This window comes from Pseudomonas sp. PvP028 (genome assembly GCF_017832255.1).
Taxonomy (GTDB): Bacteria; Pseudomonadota; Gammaproteobacteria; order Pseudomonadales; family Pseudomonadaceae; genus Aquipseudomonas; species Aquipseudomonas syringae.
In genome coordinates, this window is sequence record NZ_JAFIBL010000001.1 from 2,324,970 (window position 1) to 2,347,034 (window position 22,065).

At 60.6% G+C, this 22,065-nt stretch carries 18 protein-coding genes; 12 read left to right on the forward strand and 6 right to left on the reverse strand.

The genetic code is table 11. From position 1 onward, the window contains the following. The first annotated feature begins 94 nt into the window (after window positions 1-94). From JOE34_RS10405 to JOE34_RS10430, 6 genes are all read left to right on the forward strand, one after another. The gene (locus tag JOE34_RS10405) at window positions 95-625 is read left to right on the forward strand and encodes a (2Fe-2S)-binding protein (protein WP_003368718.1); all 531 of its coding nucleotides are present in this window, start codon (window positions 95-97) and stop codon (window positions 623-625) included. Continuing rightward, window positions 622-1,611, forward strand: coding sequence for a xanthine dehydrogenase family protein subunit M (locus tag JOE34_RS10410; RefSeq protein ID WP_209995704.1), 990 nt, complete (start codon window positions 622-624; stop codon window positions 1,609-1,611). Before JOE34_RS10405 ends, JOE34_RS10410 begins: the two co-directional genes overlap by 4 nt. Beyond that, on the forward strand, window positions 1,608-3,809 hold the full coding sequence (locus tag JOE34_RS10415; protein ID WP_209995706.1) for a xanthine dehydrogenase family protein molybdopterin-binding subunit: 2,202 nt from the start codon (window positions 1,608-1,610) through the stop codon (window positions 3,807-3,809). Before JOE34_RS10410 ends, JOE34_RS10415 begins: the two co-directional genes overlap by 4 nt. 422 nt (window positions 3,810-4,231) lie before the next feature. Beyond that, on the forward strand, window positions 4,232-5,671 hold the full coding sequence (locus JOE34_RS10420; protein WP_003396216.1) for a cytochrome ubiquinol oxidase subunit I: 1,440 nt from the start codon (window positions 4,232-4,234) through the stop codon (window positions 5,669-5,671). 3 nt (window positions 5,672-5,674) lie between these two features. Further along, on the forward strand, window positions 5,675-6,682 hold the full coding sequence (gene cydB, locus JOE34_RS10425) for a cytochrome d ubiquinol oxidase subunit II (RefSeq protein ID WP_003396217.1): 1,008 nt from the start codon (window positions 5,675-5,677) through the stop codon (window positions 6,680-6,682). Between the two features lie 21 nt (window positions 6,683-6,703). Next, complete coding sequence (locus JOE34_RS10430; RefSeq protein ID WP_002555239.1) at window positions 6,704-6,871, forward strand: DUF2474 domain-containing protein; 168 nt, start codon at window positions 6,704-6,706, stop codon at window positions 6,869-6,871. 92 nt (window positions 6,872-6,963) lie between these two features. Here the strand turns inward: JOE34_RS10430 and JOE34_RS10435 are convergent, their stop codons facing one another. Together JOE34_RS10435 and JOE34_RS10440 are read right to left on the reverse strand one after the other, a co-directional pair. Beyond that, window positions 6,964-8,088, reverse strand: coding sequence for a methyltransferase (locus JOE34_RS10435; protein ID WP_024664035.1), 1,125 nt, complete (start codon window positions 8,086-8,088; stop codon window positions 6,964-6,966). Between the two features lie 130 nt (window positions 8,089-8,218). Then, the gene (locus JOE34_RS10440; protein WP_003340758.1) at window positions 8,219-8,452 is read right to left on the reverse strand and encodes a helix-turn-helix transcriptional regulator; all 234 of its coding nucleotides are present in this window, start codon (window positions 8,450-8,452) and stop codon (window positions 8,219-8,221) included. Window positions 8,453-8,788: 336 nt separating this feature from the next. Here JOE34_RS10440 and JOE34_RS10445 point away from each other — a divergent pair, with 336 nt between their 5' ends. Beyond that, entirely contained in the window at window positions 8,789-9,565 is a 777-nt protein-coding gene (locus JOE34_RS10445) for a ferredoxin--NADP reductase (RefSeq protein ID WP_209995708.1), read from the forward strand. A 440-nt stretch (window positions 9,566-10,005) separates the two neighbouring features. On the opposite strand, the gene mscL is transcribed toward JOE34_RS10445, so the two are convergent. Next, window positions 10,006-10,452 (reverse strand): large-conductance mechanosensitive channel protein MscL, encoded by a 447-nt coding sequence (gene mscL / locus JOE34_RS10450; RefSeq protein WP_003313807.1) that lies wholly within the window; start codon window positions 10,450-10,452, stop codon window positions 10,006-10,008. A gap of 196 nt (window positions 10,453-10,648) precedes the next feature. Here mscL and radA point away from each other — a divergent pair, with 196 nt between their 5' ends. After that, entirely contained in the window at window positions 10,649-12,016 is a 1,368-nt protein-coding gene (gene radA / locus JOE34_RS10455; RefSeq protein WP_024664007.1) for a DNA repair protein RadA, read from the forward strand. Between the two features lie 14 nt (window positions 12,017-12,030). Here radA and JOE34_RS10460 read toward each other — a convergent pair whose 3' ends face one another. Then, the gene (locus tag JOE34_RS10460; RefSeq protein ID WP_003313806.1) at window positions 12,031-12,405 is read right to left on the reverse strand and encodes a PilZ domain-containing protein; all 375 of its coding nucleotides are present in this window, start codon (window positions 12,403-12,405) and stop codon (window positions 12,031-12,033) included. Between the two features lie 284 nt (window positions 12,406-12,689). Between JOE34_RS10460 and JOE34_RS10465 the strand changes: the two genes are divergently transcribed. The 3 genes from JOE34_RS10465 to yjiA all read left to right on the forward strand — a co-directional run bounded on the left by JOE34_RS10465 (window position 12,690) and on the right by yjiA (window position 16,063). Then, the gene (locus tag JOE34_RS10465) at window positions 12,690-14,765 is read left to right on the forward strand and encodes a carbon starvation CstA family protein (RefSeq protein WP_004416062.1); all 2,076 of its coding nucleotides are present in this window, start codon (window positions 12,690-12,692) and stop codon (window positions 14,763-14,765) included. A 27-nt stretch (window positions 14,766-14,792) separates the two neighbouring features. After that, entirely contained in the window at window positions 14,793-14,990 is a 198-nt protein-coding gene (locus tag JOE34_RS10470; RefSeq protein ID WP_003313802.1) for a YbdD/YjiX family protein, read from the forward strand. A gap of 95 nt (window positions 14,991-15,085) precedes the next feature. Then, window positions 15,086-16,063: a GTPase gene (gene yjiA / locus JOE34_RS10475; protein WP_010418440.1), complete on the forward strand. Its 978-nt coding sequence runs from the start codon at window positions 15,086-15,088 to the stop codon at window positions 16,061-16,063. Between the two features lie 105 nt (window positions 16,064-16,168). Here yjiA and glyA read toward each other — a convergent pair whose 3' ends face one another. Next, window positions 16,169-17,422, reverse strand: coding sequence for a serine hydroxymethyltransferase (gene glyA, locus JOE34_RS10480; RefSeq protein WP_024664010.1), 1,254 nt, complete (start codon window positions 17,420-17,422; stop codon window positions 16,169-16,171). A 342-nt stretch (window positions 17,423-17,764) separates the two neighbouring features. Here glyA and JOE34_RS10485 point away from each other — a divergent pair, with 342 nt between their 5' ends. Beyond that, window positions 17,765-20,503 carry a HopW family type III effector protein gene (locus JOE34_RS10485; protein ID WP_209995710.1) on the forward strand — a complete coding sequence of 913 codons (2,739 nt, stop codon included), beginning with the start codon at window positions 17,765-17,767 and terminating at the stop codon, window positions 20,501-20,503. A gap of 84 nt (window positions 20,504-20,587) precedes the next feature. On the opposite strand, the gene JOE34_RS10490 is transcribed toward JOE34_RS10485, so the two are convergent. Beyond that, window positions 20,588-22,039, reverse strand: coding sequence for an amidase (locus JOE34_RS10490; RefSeq protein WP_209995712.1), 1,452 nt, complete (start codon window positions 22,037-22,039; stop codon window positions 20,588-20,590). Window positions 22,040-22,065 lie beyond the last annotated feature (26 nt).

The window sequence follows — 22,065 nt, forward strand, 5'->3', positions numbered from 1 at the left end:
CATCAAGAAAGCCTGAACGTTGCAAACCTCGCGAAGTCCCACCCCTTAAGACGCATAAAAAGTGCGCTAAGTGACCGCCTACCGTGAGGTTTCCATGAGTGCAACGACCCCGAATCCCCAGGACTTCGCCACCCACGCGATTTCCCTGACCCTGAACGGACAGCTCCGCCAACTGGATGTGCTGCCCTGGACCACCTTGCTTGACCTGCTGCGCGATCAGCTCGATCTGGTCGGCACCAAGAAAGGCTGCGACCACGGCCAGTGCGGTGCATGTACCGTACTGCGCGACGGCACGCGCATCAATGCCTGCCTGACGCTGGCGATCATGTGTGACGGCGCCGAGCTGACCACCATTGAAGGCCTGGCCGATGGCGACCAGTTGCACCCCATGCAGCAGGCGTTCATCAAGAACGATGCGTTCCAGTGCGGCTACTGCACGCCCGGGCAAATCTGCTCGGCTGTCGGGCTTGCCAATGAGGGGCGCGCCAGCACGCGTGCCGAGATTCAGGAACTGATGAGCGGTAACCTGTGCCGCTGCGGTGCCTACAGCAATATCCTCGCCGCCGTCGAAGAGGCGCTGCCTCAGTTCCACAATGCAGCGCCGAAGCCGGAGGTGAATGCATGAATCCGTTTACCTACAGCAAGCCGACCGACATCACTGCGGCGGTCAACCTGAGCGGACCGGCCACGCGTTTCATTGCGGGCGGCACCAATCTGCTTGACCTGATGAAAGAAAACGTCGCCACGCCAGAGCACCTGATCGACATCACTGGCCTGCCTTTAAGGGATGTCAGTGAGACTGCCTCGGGCGGTCTGATGATCGGTGCGTTGGTCAGCAACGCCGACCTGGCCTACCACCCGCTGATCGAAGCGCGTTACCCGCTGTTGAGCAAAGCGGTGCTGGCCGGTGCTTCGCCGCAGCTGCGCAACATGGCCAGTACCGGCGGTAACCTGCTGCAACGCACCCGCTGCTACTACTTCTATGACACCGGCGTGCCGTGCAACAAGCGCGAGCCGGGCAGTGGCTGCCCGGCGCGCACGGGCCTTAATCGCATTCACGCGATCCTTGGTGCCAGCGAGGACTGCGTCGCGACTCACCCATCCGACATGTGCGTGGCCCTCGCTGCGCTGGAAGCCGTGGTGCATGTTCAGGGACGTGCCGGTCGCCGCACCATCGAGTTCGCGGATTTCCATCGCCTGCCAGGTGATGCGCCGCAACGTGACAATCAGTTGGCTGACGATGAGTTGATTGTCGCCGTCGAGCTGCCTGCAAACGGCTTTGTCAGCCACAACGCTTATCTGAAGATCCGCGACCGTGCGTCCTACGCGTTTGCCCTGATATCGGTGGCTGCCGCCATCGATCTGGACGGCGACGTGATTCGCAACGTGCGTCTGGCATTGGGCGGTGTCGCGCACAAGCCGTGGCGCGACAAGGCCGTCGAAACACTGTTGGTCGGCAAGCCGGTCACCCGCGAGAACTTCGCCGCTGCCGCGGACGCCATGCTGGAAGATGCCCAGCCTCTGGAGCACAACGGTTTCAAAGTCAGACTGGCCCGCCGCGCGATCATCCGTGCCCTGAGCGATGCCGCAACAGGAGGGAGCGCCCAATGAACCAGCCATTTTCGCCAATGGGCAAGCCTGTGGACCGCGTCGACGGCCTATTGAAAGTGACCGGTGGCGCACGTTACGCCGGCGAATACCCTGAGGAAGGGTTGCTGTATGGCAGCGTGGTCTCCAGCACCATCGCCAACGGTCGCGTCGCCAGCATCGATACAAGCGAAGCGTTGAAGGTTCCGGGTGTGGTCGCTGTCATTGACCACACCAATCGTCCGTGGCTGGCCAGTTACGACGAAAACTATGAGGACGCCGATTCGGCCGACGGTTCGCCGTTTCGTCCTTTTTACAACGACAACGTGATGTACAGCGGCCAACCACTCGCGCTGGTCGTCGCCGATACGCTGGAGCTGGCGCGGCACGCCGGCTCGCTGGTGCGTATCGAATACGAGCAGCAGGAGCACCAGACCGATCTGCAGGCCATGCTCGATACGGCCTACAAAGCGCCTGCCGAATTGCCGCCGCCGCGTGGCAACTTCGAAGGTGAACTTGCCAGCTCGGCGTTGAGCGTGGACGTGACGTACAGCACGCCCAGCGAATACCACAACCCGATGGAACCGCATGCATCGACCGTCCTGTATCGGGCCGACGGCAGCTTGCAGATTCACGACAAGACCCAAGGCACGCAAAACTGTCAGGACTACCTGCACAAGGTCTTCGGCCTGGAAAAGGACAAGATCCGTGTGCTGGCCGCCTTTGTCGGTGGTGCTTTCGGTTCTGGCCTGCGCCCGCAGTATCAGTTGCCGCTGGCGGTGATGGCTGCACTGCACCTCAAGCGCTCCGTGCGCCTGACGCTGACCCGGCAGCAGATGTTCACCTTCGGTTATCGCCCGCGCACTGTTCAGCGCCTGCGTCTGGGCGCGGCTGCCAACGGTCGTTTGCTGGCGGTCGGTCATGAGGCCATCGGGCAGACTTCGCGCTTCGAGGACTTCAGCGAGCACGTCGTGGAGTGGAGCGGCATGCTCTACCACTGCGACAACGTGCAGTTGACCTACAAACTGGTGCCGCTGGACGTCTTTACGCCGCTCGACATGCGTGCGCCCGGTGCTGCCCTGGGCATGATCGGCCTGGAATGCGCCATGGACGAACTGGCTTACGCCTTGGCCATCGACCCGGTGCGCCTGCGCCTGACCAACTACGCCGAGCGCAATGGCAACGAAGACAAGCCGTATTCGAGCAAGGAATTGCGCGAATGCTACGCCCAGGGTGCCGAACGCTTTGGCTGGTCCAGCCGCAACCCTGAGCCCCGCAGCATGCGTCAGGGCCGTCAACTGGTCGGCTGGGGCATGGCGGGTGGTGTCTGGGAGGCCATGCAGATGAAGGCCAGCGCCAAGGCGCGCCTGCAAGCGGACGGCAAGCTGGTGGTCAGCAGTGCTACCACCGACATCGGCACCGGCACTTATACCGTCATGACGCAGATCGCTGCAGAGTCGTCGGGTATCGAGGTGGATAACGTCAGCTTCCTGCTGGGCGACTCTTCGTTGCCGACTGCGCCGTTGCAGGGCGGCTCGTTCACGGTGTCTTCAGTCGGTACTGCGGTGCAACAGGCCTGCCAGGCGTTGCAGCGTCAGGTACTGGAAGTTGCCAAAGGGCTGCATCCGCAATTCGCTTCTGTGACGCCGGATGAGGTTCGCTTCGAAGCGGGCAAGCTGTATGTCGGCGACCAGGCGCTATCGATGGCTGAACTGGCAGCGTCTCAGGCCCATGGTGTCATTGAGGTGCAAGTCGACGCCGAGCCGGACAAGAAGCGCGAAGCCTATGCGGCAGCCACGCACTCGGCGGTGTTCGTCGAAGTGCTGGTCGACGAGGATCTGGGCACTATCAAGGTCAATCGTGTGGTCAGTGCCGTCGCAGCGGGCAGGGTCGTGAACCCGAAAATGGCGCGCAGTCAGATTCTGGGTGGCGTTGTCTGGGGCATGGGCATGGCACTTCAGGAAGAGGCGATGCTTGACCACGACCTGGGCCGTCCGATGAACCACAGCCTGGCCGAGTACCACATCCCGGTGAACGCTGACATTGGTGATATCGACGTGCTGTTTGTCGAAGAGCACGACGACATCGTCAACGCGCTGGGTTCCAAGGGCGTCGGCGAGATCGGCATCGTGGGTGTGCCGGCAGCGATTGCCAACGCGATCTATCACGCCACCGGCAAACGGATCCGCGAGTTTCCGATCACGCTGGATAAGCTGTTGTAACAGTAAACGCACAGCCAACTGCCTATCGTGCCAATGCTCTGCATTGGCACGCAGTGGGTGGCGCTCTGCGTCCTCTTGTGCAGGCGGTGCGGCGCAGATGTGACGCGCAGCGTCACGAGCTGCATTCCCACACCGAGCGTGAGGAACGATAGGTGTCCGGAAGGGCTCAGCGTCTGCACTTGCTCTGCAGGTGAGACAAACCGCCACGCGACAATAGACCACACAACTTTAATGGCTGAACAGGACTACTCTTTGATGGTCGATTGATCTGCGTCATTGCGTTAAGTCAATGATCAGTGCATCGACCAGCGTTTTCGCTTTTGGAAACGCCAGAATAAAGAAACACAAGCACTCATTACCGTGGGGGCAATCGCTGTTGGCTTGTGGCCGGCAGCACGTTTCATCTGAGAGAGGAACATCTTATGTTCGGTTTAGAGGCTATAGATCTCGCCCGGATTCAGTTCGCATTCACGATTTCGTTCCACATTCTGTTTCCTGCCATCACCATCGGTCTGGCAAGTTACCTGGCTGTGCTCGAAGGTCTGTGGCTGAAGACCCGCGATGACGTCTACCGTGACCTGTACCACTTCTGGTCGAAGATTTTTGCAGTCAACTTCGGCATGGGCGTGGTTTCCGGGCTTGTCATGGCCTACCAGTTCGGCACCAATTGGAGCCGCTTCTCCGACTTCGCAGGTGCTGTGACCGGGCCGCTGCTGACCTACGAGGTGCTGACCGCGTTCTTCCTGGAAGCGGGCTTCCTCGGTGTGATGCTGTTCGGCTGGAATCGTGTCGGCCGCAGACTGCACTTCTTCTCCACGGTAATGGTTGCCATCGGCACGCTGATCTCCACCTTCTGGATTCTGTCGTCCAACAGCTGGATGCAGACACCGCAAGGGTTCGAGATCATCGACGGTCGGATCATTCCCACTGACTGGTTCGCCGTGGTCTTCAACCCGTCGTTCCCTTATCGTCTGACGCACATGGCCATTGCCGCGTTCGTGGCGACGGCGTTCTTCGTCGGTTCGTCGGCCGCCTGGCACCTGTTGCGGGGCCGCGACACACCTGCGGTGCGCAAGATGCTCTCGATGGCCATGTGGATGGCCCTGCTGGTCGCGCCTGTCCAGGCTGTCGTCGGTGACTTCCACGGTCTGAATACGCTCAAGCATCAGCCTGCGAAGATTGCGGCTATCGAAGGTCACTGGGAGAACGTCGGTGACGAACCGACCCCGCTTATCCTGTTCGGCATTCCCGACATGAAGGAAGAACGAACCAAGTACGCGGTGGAAATTCCGTACCTGGGCAGCCTGATCCTGACCCACAGTCTCGACAAGCAGGTGCCTGCGCTCAAGGAGTTCAAGCCCGAGGATCGCCCTAATTCGACGATCGTGTTCTGGTCGTTCCGGGTCATGGTCGCCCTTGGCATGCTGATGATCTTCACCGGCCTGTGGAGCCTGTGGCTGCGCAAGCGCGGCACGCTGTATAACTCGCGTCCGTTCCTGTACCTGGCGTTGTGGATGGGGCCGTCTGGTCTGATCGCGATTCTCGCCGGCTGGTTCACCACCGAAATCGGTCGTCAGCCGTGGGTCGTGTACGGCCTGATGCGTACCGCCGATGCCTCGTCCGGGCACAGCGTGGCGCAGATGAGCATCACCCTAGTGCTGTTCGTGGTCGTCTACTTCGTGCTCTTCGGCACAGGCCTTGGCTACATGATGCGTCTGGTTCGCAAAGGGCCGAAGGCCTATGTCGAACATGTGCCTCACGGTGGTCCCGGCCAGCAACGTACACCGGCCCGTCCACTCTCCGCCGCTGTTGAAGGCGAAGAAGATGGCGACAATCTTGACCGTCACGGCAAGGGGATTTAAGCCATGGGTATCGATCTTCCGCTGATCTGGGCCATCATCATCGTCTTCGGCATCATGATGTACGTGGTGATGGACGGCTTCGATCTGGGTATCGGGATTCTCTTCCCGTTCATGAAAGACAGTTCCGACCGCGACGTGATGATGAACACCGTCGCGCCGGTCTGGGACGGCAACGAAACCTGGCTGGTGCTGGGCGGTGCAGCACTGTTCGGCGCATTCCCGCTGGCCTACTCGGTGGTCCTGTCTGCGCTGTACCTGCCGCTGATGTTCATGCTCATGGGCCTGATTTTCCGTGGCGTGGCATTCGAGTTCCGCTTCAAGGCGACCGAACTGAAGCGCCACTGGTGGGACAAGGCGTTCATTGGCGGCTCGCTGGCTGCGACCTTCTTCCAGGGCGTGGCGCTGGGTACCTACATTGAAGGTATTCCGGTGGTCGATCGCCAGTTTGCCGGGGGCTCGCTGGACTGGCTCTCGCCGTTCCCGATGTTCTGCGGGCTGGCCTTGATCGTCGCCTATGCGCTGCTGGGCTGCACTTGGCTGATCATGAAAACCGAAGGCTCGCTGCAGAAGGCGATGCATGATCTGGCGCGTCCGCTGGCCCTTGCGGTGCTCGCGGTCATGGGCGTGGTCAGCCTGTGGACGCCGCTGGCCCACGCTGATATCGCGCATCGCTGGTTCAGCATGCCCAACCTGTTCTGGTTCATGCCGGTACCGATTCTGGTGCTGGTGACCATGTATGGTCTGTTCAAGGCGGTGGCCCGCAATGCCCACTACACGCCGTTTCTGCTGACCCTGTTGCTGATCTTCCTGGGTTACAGCGGTCTGGGCATCAGTCTGTGGCCAAACATCATCCCGCCGTCGGTATCGATCTGGACCGCCGCCGCGCCGCCGCAGAGCCAGGGCTTCATGCTGGTGGGCACGCTGTTCATCATTCCGTTCATCCTGGGCTACACCTTCTGGAGCTATTACGTGTTCCGCGGCAAGGTGACGGCTGCAGACGGTTATCACTAGTCCGAACCGAGGAGAATGACGATGTCTGGTAAAAATTCCATGCACGATCCTGATCCGGCGCTGAGCAAGCCGCTCTGGCAACGACTGGCCTGGCTGGTCGGAATCTGGGCGGGCAGCGTATTCGCGCTGTTCATCGTGGCCAGCCTGATGCGCATGTTCATGAGCGCAGCGGGCCTGACGACACACTGATACTGAATTCCCGTTCGTGTCTGCGGACACGTTTTGCGACCCTCTTGCCACTCGCGTGGCAAGGGGGTCTTTTTTTGTGCCGTGGGCGTGGGTTACTTGCGGGCTTTCAGGATCACGAATTTCGGCGTAGCGGCGACTTGTTCGACGCCGCGGAACAGGCGCGACAGCTTGGTGTGATAACCCAGGTGGCGATTGCCGACGATGTACAGCGCCCCGCCAGTCACCAGAGCGGCCCGGGCCTGAAGGAACATCCGCCAGGCAAGAAAGTCGCCGACCACTTGTTGCTGGTGGAAGGGCGGGTTGCACAGCACCACATCCAGCGAATCAGGCTCCTGCATCTCCAGACCGTCGCCTGCTTGAATCCGTACGGCGCGATCACCCAGCGTCGCTTGCCAGTTCTCGGCTGCCGATTGCACGGCCATGAACGACTCGTCGACCAGCGTGTAGTGCGCCTGCGGGTTGTCCAGCGCACTGGCGATGGCCAGTACGCCGTTACCGCAACCCAGGTCCGCGACCCGTGCCGTGCCAAGATTTTTTGGCAGATGCGGCAGGAAAGCGCGGGTGCCGATGTCTAGCCCGTCGCGGCAGAACACATTGGCATGGTTGAGCAGTTCGATGGCCGGTTCATCCAGCCGGTAGCGCGTCGGGTAGGGCGAGGTGCGCACTTCCATGGGCTGTGGCGTGGCAAACAACAGCCTGGCTTTTTTCACTGCCAGCGAGGCCTGGACCGGTCCGACATATTCCTCCAGCAAGTCGCCAGCCGAACGCGGCAAATGCTTGACCATTGCTGCAGCGATAACCCGTGCGCCGGGGGCCAGCTGGCCTTGCAGGCGTATCAGTTGCTCCTCGAGGAGCGCCAGGGTCTTGGGCACACGAATCAGCACCCAGTCGAATGGCCCCTGCAACGCTTCGCTGGCCGGAATGTGCGGTACTGCGTCGTAGCTCATGCCGTTGCGCGCCAGATTCTTTTCCAGCGCCTGTGCCGCCAGAAACGAGTCGGTACTGCTGATCACCGTGGCATGCGGCGCGAGACTTGCCGCCAGCGCGCCGAAACTGTCATTGAGCACCAGAACCCGGCTTGGCAGGCTCAGCCCTGTTTGTGCAACATGATTGAGCAGATACTCGTCAGCGGCATCGAAGGCCTGCAGGGGCTCATCCTGTTGCTCGGGCTGGCGAATGAGATCAAGTTCAGCGAAGGGACTGATGAGCAGGGGCATTGGCGGGAGAACTCTGTGCAATCGAAGGTATGTCAGTGAGCCCGATGACAGGTGGGCTCGCTGAGACAGACGATTTTACGTATTTTTTCGTTTCGATACCTGTCTGATTACGCGGTGATTGCCCGTTTTGTCAGAACATCCCGCTGAGTGCGGCTTGTACGGCGGCAGCCGTCTTGTTGCAAACGCCCATTTTTTGAATGGCGCTGGCAATGTGGAAGTGAATGGTGCGCTCCTTCAGGCAGAGGATCATTGCGATGTCGCCAGCTGTTTTGCCTTCAGCGGACCATTTGAGGACTTCGATTTCTCTCTGAGTCAGGTTTTTTGCTGGCGAGGGCTGTGAGAAATTTATGTCCATTGTGTTCATGTAGCCTCCTTGCAGTACGTGTACAGACCTTGCTGGGTGTTTATCCAGTCTAGGAACAAATAGACCGCAATCCGTCGGGCTGCGGATTGGCCGGACGGATGGGCTGATGGCACTTGGCAGTGCATTCTCGGGCTGTCGGCTGAAACCCCCGCGCGAGAGGGGGCGGGGTAATCGGCTCTGTGGATGTTCGACCCGGGAAGGGCTGATCCAAGAACCAAATACTCTAAGCGGCAGAGCGCGTTGCCGGGTAATCCATCACAAACAGCCGGTGTTTATCGAGCCTGCTTTGCGGGACACTGGGCTCTGCTTTCCATATTCAGGAGTTCAAAGCGCACCATGACCGTCAGTGACGACAAATTCACCCGACAGACACTGCAGCGTGTCACGCCGCTGACCGCGAACCTGTTTACCCTGCGCACCACGCGTGATCCCGGTTTTCGCTTTCGTGCCGGACAGTTTGCGCGTCTCGGGGTGACCAAGGCCGACGGTTCAGTCGTATGGCGTGCCTACTCGATGGTTTCTTCTCCGCATGACGAGTTTCTGGAGTTCTTTTCCATCGTGGTGCCGGATGGCGAGTTCACCAGCGAGTTGAGCCGCTTGTGTGAGGGCGACAGTCTGTTGGTGGAAAAGCAGGCGTTTGGTTATCTGACCCTGGATCGCTTTGTCGATGGGCGCGATCTCTGGCTGTTATCCACAGGGACGGGTGTCGCACCGTTTCTGTCGATCCTTCAGGATTTCGAGGTCTGGGAGAAGTTCGAGCGGGTGATTCTGGTGTACAGCGTTCGTGAGTCGCGCGAGCTGGCTTATCAGCAGTTGATTGCCGAGCTGATGCAGCGTGAGTACCTGGCTGAATACGCGGACAAGTTTCTGTTTCTGGCCACGGTGACCCGCGAGCAGCATCCGGGCGCATTGAATGGACGTATTACGCAGTTGATCGAAAACGGGGAGCTGGAGCGCGCGGCCGGCATTGCTCTCACGCCGGAGCATTCGCGGGTGATGCTTTGCGGTAATCCGCAGATGATTGATGACACTCGGGCGATTCTCAAGCAGCGCGAGATGCGCTTGAGCCTGTCACGCAAGCCTGGGCAGGTGGCGGTGGAGACGTATTGGTGAGGGTTGGCGGCTAACGATGGCTGTCGTGCCGAGCATTGGCACGACAGTCACATAACTATCGTTCCTCACGCTCCAGCTTGGGAATGCAGTTCGTGACGCTCTGCGTCACACAGCTGTTCTGTGATGTCAGGTAGATTGAGGTTCGACTCAGGTCACCTTTTCGCCCCTCGGCGACTCACTTTGAGGGACCAAAGTAAGCAAAGTCCTTAGCTCCGTTTCCGGCCCGACTTCGTCGGGTTCCTTCGCCCTGTCACTGATCCGGGGGTCGCCGCAAAGCGCCATCCATGGCGCGGTGCGACTAGCCTGGCGTCCTGCCAGGCTACCCCCGGATCAGCGCCAGGACTCAGCCGTCACTTACGTCGCACTCTGCGTTGTCAGTGCCATCGCGGTTGAAAAGCACTGCTTAGGGCCTATGGCCTGCAGGTGCAGGCCTTACTCAATCAAAGCGTACGCGCAGGATCCACGGTAATGGGCGCTGCCGGTTTGCTCTGCTCTTTGAGCAGGTCGCGTATCTCGCCCAGCAGGACTTCTTCTTTGGAGGGTGTTGGCGGCAGGGTAGGTGCCTTGGCTTCTTCGCGTTTCAGGCGGTTGATGGCCTTGACGCCCATGAAGATCGCGAACGCGACGATGATGAAGTCGAGGACGGTCTGGATGAACTTGCCGTACGCCAGCAGTACCGCAGGTGCAGTCCCTTGCGCGGGGCGCAGGGTGACGGCCAGGTCGCTGAAGTCCACGCCACCAATCAGCAGGCCCAGCGGCGGCATGATGACATCGCCGACGAACGAGGAAACGATCTTGCCGAATGCCGCGCCGATGATAATACCGACGGCCATATCAACTACGTTGCCTTTGACCGCGAATGCCTTGAATTCCTTAAGCACGCTCATGGGGTAATTCCTTGTAGCAGATAAATTTGATCCGGATGAGTGTAGCCCAGACGTACTGTTGCCGCCCGTGCCACATTCAATCGACCGGAGTCGTCCATGTAAGTTTTATCCGGTTTTCAAAAGCAGTCGTCGCCCAGCGACTGGCAGGTGTTGCAACCTGCGTTATCATGGGCGTTTTCTAACGACTGGGGTTGTCATGGCCAAGGCCAAACGCTTGTACGGCTGCACCGAGTGCGGCGCGACATTTCCCAAGTGGGCGGGCCAGTGTGGCGAATGCGGTGCCTGGAACACACTGGTCGAGACCATGATTGAAAGCGGTGCCGCCGCGCCGCCCACCGGGCGTACCGGCTGGACCGGTTCGCAGGCGCAGATCAGGACCCTGGCGGAGGTCAGCGTCGAAGAAATCCCGCGCTTCTCCACCAACTCCACCGAGCTGGACAGGGTACTCGGCGGCGGTCTGGTTGACGGTTCGGTGGTTCTGATTGGCGGCGACCCCGGCATCGGCAAGTCAACGATCCTCTTGCAGACGCTGTGCAACATCGCCCAGCGCATGCCTGCGCTGTATGTCACCGGTGAGGAATCCCAACAGCAGGTTGCCATGCGTGCCCGGCGCCTGGGTCTGCCGCAGGACAAGCTGCGGGTCATGACCGAAACCTGCATCGAGACCATCATTGCCACTGCCAAGGTCGAGAAGCCCAAGGTGATGGTGATCGATTCGATCCAGACGATTTTCACCGAACAGCTGCAGTCGGCCCCTGGCGGCGTGTCGCAGGTTCGTGAAAGCGCCGCCTTGCTGGTGCGTTACGCCAAGCAGAGCGGCACGGCGATCTTCCTGGTCGGCCACGTCACCAAGGAAGGCGCCCTGGCCGGTCCGCGTGTGCTTGAGCACATGGTCGACACCGTGCTGTATTTCGAGGGCGAGTCGGATGGTCGCCTGCGCCTGTTACGAGCGGTGAAGAACCGCTTTGGCGCGGTCAATGAGCTGGGCGTGTTCGGCATGACCGACAAGGGCCTGAAAGAAGTCTCCAACCCGTCGGCGATCTTTCTCACTCGTGCGCAGGAAGAAGTGCCAGGCAGTGTGGTCATGGCCACCTGGGAAGGCACGCGGCCGATGCTGGTGGAAGTGCAGGCGCTGGTGGACGACAGTCACATGTCCAACCCGCGCCGCGTAACGCTGGGACTGGATCAGAACCGTCTGGCGATGCTGCTGGCAGTCCTGCACCGTCACGGTGGCATTCCTACTCACGATCAGGACGTGTTCCTCAACGTGGTAGGCGGCGTGAAAGTGCTGGAAACCGCCTCCGACCTGGCCTTGATGGCGGCGGTCATGTCCAGCCTGCGCAATCGTCCGCTGCCGCATGACTTGCTGGTGTTCGGTGAGGTGGGGCTTTCCGGTGAAGTCAGGCCGGTGCCCAGCGGCCAGGAGCGCCTCAAGGAGGCCGCCAAGCACGGCTTCAAGCGCGCCATCGTGCCCAAGGGCAACGCGCCGAAAGAAGCGCCGCCCGGCTTGCAGATCATTGCCGTTACGCGACTTGAACAGGCCCTCGATGCGCTGTTCGAGTAACTTCGCCCTGAGGATTATTCCTGCAGTTCGATCAAGGCTGCCAGTTCCCGATCCAGTTCCTCGGGGTCTCCGAGGTTCAATTCGACCAGCCGCCTAAGGTGGCTGATTGACTCCAGCCCAATGTGCCGGCAAACGAATCCCAGTTGCCGGTTGTTGTCATGGGTGATTTCGACATCCATTTTCACATGGGCATCGTTGCTCAGAATGATGTCGACTTCAAAGGGCTGCGTCTGATCACCGTTCCACGGATCAGGCCGGTCGATCAGCAACCCTTTGAGGGACAGGTCGACCAGTTGCACTTTCCAGCTTTTGTCGCCTTGCTTCAGATCGGTCTTGGCATCAAAGGCAATGCGTTTGAAACGACGGCGATCTTCGGGTGAGTCGGTCATCGAATGAACTCTCTTGGTGACCGCCACCGGAGTCAGCGGGCAGGTCGTTATCTGATCGATTCTGTTATCCATGCACGATAGACCGGAAAGCAATTGCAGAACAGTTCTGCATCGCTGTTTTGTGATCGGAACGCCATCTGTCGAGGCCATTCCAGCCCTCTATGCCGGGTATCTGCCGCAATTGATCAAATTTCGACCTAGACCTTGGTTGGGGGTGGTCTTTCGCTGATCCGGCGCTAAACTCGCATGGCTTGCCTTCTAGTCAACTCTGCTGGAATAAAAAAATGAAAAATAATAATAGTCTGATGCGCCATGTTCCCTGGCTCATCGTCGCAATTGTCGGGGCATGTGCCCTTGGGGTCGTGGCCTTGCGTCGCGGAGAGGCGATCAACGCCTTGTGGATCGTGGTCGCCGCGGTAGCTATCTACCTGGTTGCCTATCGTTACTACAGTCTTTTCATCGCCACTCACGTCATGCAGATCGATCCGCTGCGCGCGACACCGGCGGTGGTCAACAACGACGGTCTGGACTATGTGCCGACCAACAAACACATCCTCTTCGGTCACCACTTTGCAGCCATTGCTGGCGCAGGCCCGCTGGTAGGCCCGGTACTGGCAGCGCAAATGGGCTATCTGCCCGGTACGCTCTGGCTGATTGCCGGCGTGGTGCTGGCCGGTGCGGTGCAGGACTTCATGATCCTGTTCCTTTCGACGCGCCGTGACGGACGCTCGTTGGGCGACATGGTCCGCGAGGAAATGGGCCGTATTCCCGGCACCATTGCACTATTCGGCTGTTTCCTGATCATGATCATCATCCTCGCGGTGCTGGCGCTGATCGTAGTCAAGGCCCTGGCTGAGAGCCCGTGGGGCATGTTCACGGTCATGGCGACGATCCCGATCGCGATGTTCATGGGCATTTATATGCGCTACATCCGTCCAGGACGCATTGGTGAAATCTCCATCGTCGGCGTCATTCTGTTGCTCGGCTCCATCTGGGTCGGCGGCATGGTTGCGGCGGATCCGACCTGGGGGCCGATGTTCACGTTTACCGGCGTGCAGATCACCTGGATGCTGGTCGGTTATGGCTTTGTAGCGGCCATGCTGCCGGTCTGGCTGCTGCTTGCGCCCCGTGACTACCTGTCGACCTTCCTGAAAATCGGCACCATTCTGGCACTCGCGATCGGCATCCTGATTCTGGCGCCCGAGCTGAAAATGCCGGCCCTGACCCAGTTCACCAACGGCACAGGCCCGGTCTGGAAGGGCGCACTGTTCCCGTTCCTGTTCATCACCATTGCCTGCGGTGCAGTGTCGGGTTTCCACGCACTGATCTCGTCGGGCACGACGCCCAAACTGCTGGATAACGAGAAGAACGCCCGTTACATCGGTTACGGCGGCATGCTGATGGAGTCCTTCGTGGCCATCATGGCGATGGTTGCCGCGTCGGTGATCGAGCCGGGCGTGTACTTCGCCATGAACAGCCCGGCTGCGGTGGTCGGCAGTGACGTGGTAACCGTTGCGCAGACCGTGTCCAGCTGGGGCTTTGCCATCACGCCGGAGCAACTGACCGCTGTCGCGAAAGACATCGGTGAAAACACTGTTCTGGCCCGTGCCGGTGGTGCTCCGACGCTGGCCGTCGGTATCGCGCAGATTCTCCATCAGGTGCTGCCGGGTGAAAACACCATGGCGTTCTGGTACCACTTCGCGATTCTGTTTGAGGCACTGTTCATCCTGACCGCAGTCGACGCCGGTACACGTGCCGGACGCTTCATGCTGCAGGACTTGCTGGGCAGCTTCGTTCCGGCCCTGAAGCGCACCGAGTCGTGGACGGCCAACGCCATCGGTACCGGCGGTTGCGTGGCATTGTGGGGCTATCTGCTCTATCAGGGCGTGATCGATCCGCTGGGCGGCATCAATACCCTGTGGCCGCTGTTCGGTATCTCCAACCAGATGCTTGCCGGTATCGCCCTGATGCTGGCCAGCGTGGTGCTGATCAAGATGAAGCGTCAGCGCTATGTCTGGGTGACCATGCTGCCCGCTGTCTGGCTGCTGATCTGCACCGTGACCGCTGGTTTGATCAAGCTGTTCGACGCCAACCCTGCGGTAGGTTTCCTGGCTCTGGCCAAGAAATACAGCGCGGCGGCCGATGCCGGTCAGATTCTTGCCCCGGCCAAAACCATGGACCAGATGCAGCACGTTATCTTCAACGCTTACACCAACGCCGGGCTGACCATATTGTTCCTGTTCGTGGTGGTCAGCATCCTGTTCTACGCCATTAAAGTCGGCCGTGCGGCCTGGAGCACCAAGGAGCGCACCGACAAGGAAGCTCCGTTCCAGGCCATGCCGCCAGCGTCACAGGTGTGATGATGGATACCCACAGAGGATTTGCCCATGTTCAATGACCTGAGTCGCCTCGGCAAATACCTTGGTCAGGCCGCGCGCCTGATGGTGGGCATGCCGGACTACGACACCTATGTCGAGCACATGCAGAACACTCACCCGGACAAGCCGGTGATGACCTACGAGCAGTTCTTTCGGGAGCGGCAAGAGGCCCGTTACGGCGGCAAGGCCGGTCCGAAGTGCTGTTGATCCGCTGATCTGCGTTATGGTTTGATCCGACGCGCCGCAGGCCATCACCTGTGGCGCGTTTTCATTTCAGCTGAATGCCTCACGCCAGGAGCCTTATGACTGAGTTGCAACCCATCCCCGTGACCGTGCTGACCGGTTTTCTGGGCGCCGGCAAGACCACCTTGCTGCGCCACCTGCTCAAGGCCGAACACGGCCTGAAAATCGCCGTGATTGAAAACGAATTCAGCGATGCAGGCATCGACAGCCAGTTGCTCGGCACCGACCCTGTGCAGATCATGACCCTGTCCAACGGTTGCGTGTGCTGCACCATCCACACTGACCTGACCAAGGCGCTCTACCTGTTGCTGGAGCGTCTGGACAGCGGCGAGATCGCTTTCGACCGACTGGTGATCGAATGCACCGGTCTGGCCGATCCCGCGCCGGTCGCGCAGACCTTTTTCATCGATGAAGAGCTGCGCGAGCGTTACATCCTCGACGGCATCATTACCCTGGTCGACGCCGCGCACGCCGATACCCACCTGGCGCAAACCATCGCCCAGGCGCAGATCGGTTTTGCCGACCGGTTGCTGGTCAGCAAGCGTGATCTGGTTGACGACGCAGCCTTCGAGGCCCTCAGTGCACGCCTGACCCGCATCAACCGCCGTGCGCCAATCCGTATTGTCGAGCACGGCAGGATCGACCTCGCCGAACTGCTCGACGTACGCGGCTTCAACCTCAATGCTGACCTCGGCGGCGGCATGATCCTGCGCCCGCTGGCCCCGGCCGGCAATTCCGCTGACCGGATCAGCAGCCTGGTCCTGCGCAGCGAAAAACCGCTGAACCTGGACCGCCTCAGCGAGTTCATGAACGAACTGCTGGAAGACCACGGCAAACAATTGCTGCGTTACAAGGGCGTGCTCAACATCGAAGACGAACCACGCAAGATGGTGTTTCAGGGCGTGCTCAAACTGTATGGCTTCGACTGGGACACCGAGTGGGCCGAAGGCGAAAAACGCGAGAGCGTGATTGTGTTCATTGCCGATGAGTTGCCGGAGGAGAAGATTCGGGCGGGGTTCGAGAAGGTATGCGGTTGAGAGGTCGAACAGCGGCTGAGCTTCTGCCCGTACAGTGAACCGCCCAACAAAAAGCCCCGGCTCTCACGAGTCGGGGCTTTTGGTACTGCGTTTAAGCCAGGCTTATCAAGCACCGTAAACCGGCAGCTTCGCGCAGATGGCCTTGACCTTCTCGCGAACCGCGTCGATCACGGCTTCGTTGTTCAGGTCAGCCAGGATGTCGCAGATCCAGCCGGCCAGCTCCTTGCACTCTGCTTCCTTGAAGCCGCGAGTGGTCACTGCCGGGGTGCCGAAGCGCAGGCCGGAGGTGACGAACGGGGAGCGTGGGTCGTTTGGTACGGAGTTCTTGTTGACGGTGATGAAGGCGCGACCCAGAGCGGCGTCGGCGTCTTTACCGGAGATGTCCTGTTTGATCAGCGACAGCAGGAACAGGTGGTTCTCGGTACCGCCGGACACGACGTCGAAGCCACGCTCGATGAACACACCGGCCATTGCCTTGGCGTTCTTCACCACTTGCTGCTGGTAGGTCTTGAACTCAGGCTGCAGCGCTTCCTTGAAGCACACGGCCTTGGCTGCGATGACGTGCTCCAGCGGACCGCCCTGGGAGCCAGGGAATACTGCAGAGTTCAGCTTCTTCTCGATCTCGGCGTTGGCGCGCGCCAGGATCAGGCCGCCACGTGGACCGCGCAGGGTCTTGTGCGTGGTGGTGGTCACGACATCGGCGAATGGCACCGGGTTCGGGTAGACGCCTGCGGCGACCAGACCGGCTACGTGAGCCATGTCGACGAACAGGTAGGCACCGACCTTGTCAGCGATTGCACGGAAGCGCGGGAAGTCGAGGATCTGCGAGTAGGCAGAAAAACCGGCGACGATCATTTTTGGCTTGTGCTCGACAGCCAGGCGCTCGACTTCGTCGTAATCGATCATGCCGTCGGCATCGATGCCGTACTGAACGGCGTTGTACAGTTTGCCCGAGGACGAAACGCTGGCGCCGTGGGTCAGGTGACCACCGTGAGCAAGGCTCATGCCCAGAATGGTGTCGCCGCCTTGCAGCAGGGCCAGGTAGACCGCCGAGTTGGCTTGCGAACCCGCATGTGGCTGAACGTTGGCGTAGTCAGCGCCGAACAGTTCCTTGGCGCGGTCGATGGCCAGTTGCTCGATAATGTCGACGTACTCGCAACCACCGTAGTAGCGCTTGCCTGGATAGCCTTCTGCGTACTTGTTGGTCAGGGCCGAGCCTTGAGCTTCCATGACGGCCGGACTGGTGTAGTTTTCCGAGGCAATCAGCTCGATGTGTTCTTCCTGACGCAGAGCTTCTTGCTCCATGGCGGCAAACAGATCGGCGTCGTACTTGGCGATAGTCAAATCACGGCTGAACATGGCAGTCCTCAAGGGGGCATGGCGGAAAAGGCGACTATTCTACCCCATCGGGTTTTATCTGGCATATGAAAGGCAGTCATCTTGAACAGTGAGGGCGTTCACGCGGGTTTCGACCAGGGCCAAAATCATGGCCGTGCTGCAGGCGCAAGGCTTGTTCTGTGTGGGGCCCGGCCACATGAGATTGTCGAGGTCGATTGAGTGAACTGCAGCGTGAACCGGGCACATTCACTCGAAATTTCAGCGATCACGCATCTATTTACCTTCAACTGCCGGAACCGTTCCGGTCCGGACGACACTCAGTCGGTCTGTTGCCCGTACCCACCGACAGTAGGTAAAAACGCCATGATGCCCTCTCAGATCACGCGCTCCTCTCATTCCTCATTGCCGGAGGTTGCTCCTGCGTCCGGCGATGCAGCCGGCGTTAGTGAGCAAGCTCCGCAGCAGGCTCGTACCGTAGCGTTTTTTGCCTCCGGCAAGCTGGCTGTGGCATTTGGTCGCACCTCGGCCGCGCCAGCGCAGGACTCTGTGCGTCTGTTGTCTGCTCTCCAGCGTGAGCTGGATAAACAGCAGCCGTCCTGGCCCACAGTTGCCCAGCTCTGCCACAGCCTGGCCGAGGTCGCCACGACCGAGCAGGGTTGGCACCAACTCGCCAGCGAGGATCAGGCGCCGGCGCTGAAAGACCTGCTTGAGCGCTGTATTGGCCGGCTGGCGGACATGCCTGCTTCTCACGCATCTCACGACTCGCTGTCACTGGCCTGCGAGGGGCTCAGGACCGCGCGCCTGCACCAATCGGTCGCTCGTTTGACTGCAAAGTCGCCTGCGTTAGCCCGGGCGGTTCCGGATCTGCTGGCGTTGACTCATCTGGATCCCGAGACGCTGGGCGCAGAGCCACCCGTTGTTTCGTCTTACACGCTCTTCAGCCATTTCGTGTGCACGGCCAAGCAGCGTACGGCGGATTTGAATGACAGCCTCCAGCGTCAACCCGAAGCGATCGTCTGTCTGCTGCGCTCACATGCCGACACGCTCAATCACCTGGAGACGTTGCCCGGCGCATTGCAGGCATTGACCGAAAATTGCCAGGACGCGCCAGCCTGCAATGAATTGCGCGAGCTGGCGGAAGTGGCGGGGGCGCTGCTGCAGCTATTGCGCGAACACGATCTTTTGCCGAGGCCGGAAGAAATCTCCATCGAGCCAGGTGAAGCACCTGCACCCGGCCACGAGCCTGCCGAGCCCCGGCTGACGAGAAGCCAGGCGTTGCTCAAGGCCGGCGGTAATCTGGTGCGCAAGTTTGATGCCTACGGGGCGCTCGCGCCGATGGACGACAAGGGGTTGCTGGCCTTGATGCGCACCCCGGCGCCACACCTGTCGCCCGATCAGATGCATGCCTTCCTGAACAAGCATGTGCTGCATCTCACACAGGAACAACGCGATATCGTCAGCAATACCCCATTGCCCTTCGCCCCTGAAGGAGACATCGAGGCCCGGTGCGGCATGGGGTTCGATGAAAAACTGCGGTTGGCGCTGGCCAGCGGTTCGCTGGTGTTGAGCGAGGAGCAACTGGCACGTCTTGGTCATTTGCCAAGTGCTGCTACCACGACGTCCGATGTTGTGAAGACGCTACTGGAAAAGCCATCGTCGGCGCTGAGCGAAGCCGAGCGTGACATGTTGGGCGCAATCGTTCAGGCCAACGGTCAGGGCCAACTCGACGCCTGGCGCGCTCACAACGAAAAGTTGCCTGCAGTGTTGAGCCGCTCGGGGCTACCCTCTGATGTGAAAGACGAGTTGCTCAGCCTTAACCAAAGCATGAATGCCGAACTGGGCACGCTCAAGAACGGCGCCTCGCTCAAGAGTCGCGTCCTTGCAAGTCCGGCGATGCTGCTCGCGCTGGCACCCTTGCCACTGGCCGTGGCATTCGTCAGCAAGGACAACTCCTACAGCTCATCGCTGGTTGCCCACTTCACCAAGAACGCAGTGTTCATGGCTGGCCTGATGATGAACGAGCTGACCAACGCACGGACCAATGTCGATCACGGTCTGAACCGCTACTTCGTTACCGTGCTGGCCAACGCCATCGTGGCGCAGCCCACCTTTGCCAGAAACGAACACCTGCTGGAGCAGGTCGGCTTCGGTATCGCAACGGCCGTAGCATCGGGCGCAGCCACGCTGGGCGTATTCAACCGCGAATCGATCGTCGCCGCCTTCAAGCTCGCCAAGAGCAAGCTTTCCAGGCCAGACACCGGGAACGCCAGCATCCCGGAGGAAGACCATCTTGCCGTGGTCAGGCATTTCGAGGTCAGCGAGCATTTTGCCCAGCAGATGAAAGTGGCGACCGAATTGTACAAGCAAGACAAAAGCATCACCGACATCATGAACTCGAGCCTGACGTACCTGGGCACCCAAAGCAGCGAATTCCAGGCCAGGTTCGAAGGCGCCGATGCCCTGCGCGCAGGGCTGCAGCTGGCCGAGGGGGAGCGCAAGGCGGACCCTGACTTCTACACCAAGCTGGGGCTGGTGGCCTTGACTGCGAGTATCGGTGCGGCGCTGGTGATGTTGATGAAAAGCATGGTCGGCAAAGCCGATTACGCGGCGGACGGCGTCTGGTGCGTATCGGAGATGCTCAAACTGGCCATGAACCCTGAAGTCGACATGCAAAAGGCGGTTCAGGTCTTCAAGGAGATCGTCGGCCTGAATCTGGTGATGACGGGGTTTCTGGGCGTCAACAAAGTCTGGAATTTTCTCGACAAGGGGATCAAAGGCTACGCCTCCGGTGCTGCGGTCCTGACCGCAGCCAACCTCACGCTTCCCGGTATGGTTGGAGAAGTGGCTGGCGCAGCAGCTGGCAAGGGGTTGAGCTACCTGACTGACAAAGGCAAGGCGGCGCATCAGGCTGGCAGGGCGGCAGCGTCCTGGGCCGGAAATTACGTCAGCGCCTCGCCTCTGGGGAGCGCGGTCGGCACCCTGCAAACGGCAATTCCGGGCAGGATCGCAGGCGGGCAGGTAGTGGCGGGTCTCTACGACCGCTTCCGGTACCTGACCGGGTCGCTTCCGGCGTCTGCACAGCAAGCGGCTGGCGAGCCATAAGCCTGTAGCCGGTAGACCGCCGCCAGCAACGCAGGCGGTGGTCTTGCCTGGCTTACCACCATCACCGCCAATAATCCCTTCGCATCAACCCGCGCAAGCGTTTAACGGCGGCCTGCGTGCGGCCCACGGCTGGGCGCGCTCCAGTTGGCCGGCGAGGCTCAGCAAGGTCAGTTCGTCGCCAAACCGCGCGGCGAAGTGCGAGCCCAGTGGCAGCGAATCGGCTGTCCAGTAGAGGGGCACGGACATGGCTGGCTGGCCAGTCGCGTTGAAGATCGCCGTGTAGGGCGAGTAGCTGTGTGAAAGCGCGATGAAGTCCTGCAGGGACCGACTGTCGTCGTCGAAGGCCAAGTCTCCCAGGCGGGGCGGCGCGCGGTTGAGCGTCGGGGTGAGGACAACGTCGTACTCTTCGAAGAAGCCGGCCATCGCCCGGCCCAGTGCATGCATCGATTCGACCGCGGAAATGTAGCGTGTCGCCGACAGTTGCCCGCGTTCGCGCAGAATGACGCGGGTGCGCGGCTCCAGCTCGTCCATAGAGACCGGGAAACCGCGCATTTTGCCCAACAGATCGAGGTAGCCCTGGGTGTGTGAACCGATGATGTCGAACGTCGCGTCGAGGAATTCAGGCAACTGGACCGGCAGCGTCGCCGGTACCACGTAATGCCCTAGCGCCTCTAGCAAGGCCGCCGTGTGCTGCAGTGCAGCCAGGGCTTCCGGTTCGGCGGGCCAGGGTGATATTGCCGAGATCAGAGCGATTTTCAGGCGCCTGGGATCGCGTCCTGCGGCGTGTGCAAACGGCGTCGCCGGCATGGGCGCCGCATAGGGAGCCCCCAGGTCACTCCCTGCAGTGGCGTCGAGCAGGGCGGCGCTGTCGCCTACCGACAGGGTGATCGCATGGGCCGTGCTCAGGCCTGCCCAGCCCTCGCCAATCATCGGGCCGGACGGCAGCAGACCACGCGATGGCTTGAAGCCGAATACGCCGCAGCAGGAGGCCGGTACGCGAAGCGAGCCGCCGCCATCGTTGCCATGGGCGAAAGGGATGGCGCGCGCCGCAACCAGCGCTGCTGCACCCCCGCTGGAACCGCCCGCGCTGTATTGCGGATTCCAGGGATTGCGGGTCGCGCCGAAGCGTTGCGATTCGGTGCTGTAGGACACGCCGAATTCAGGCGCGGTGGTCGTTCCGATCAGTTGGCAGCCTGCCTGACGCAGCCGGCTGACGATTTCGCAGTCGATGTCTGAGCGAAACTCGCCCAGCGCATGCGAGCCACTGGTCATGCGAGCCCCGGTCATCGGGGTGAACATGTCTTTCACCAGCGTTGGTACGCCTGCCATGACGCCCTGTCTGACGCTGCTCCCGCTCGCCTGGCTGCGCGCCTGATCGTAAAGCCTTTCGCTGACGGCGTTCAGGCCGGGCTCGACCTGTTCTACCCGCTCAATAGCGGTTTCCAGCAGCTCGCCGGGGGTCACCTCGCCATTGCGTACCAGTGTTGCCAGGCCTCGGCCGTCCAGCGTATTGAATAATTCGTGCAGGTCTTTCATCGATCGTCTCCAGGATTGAAAGCGTG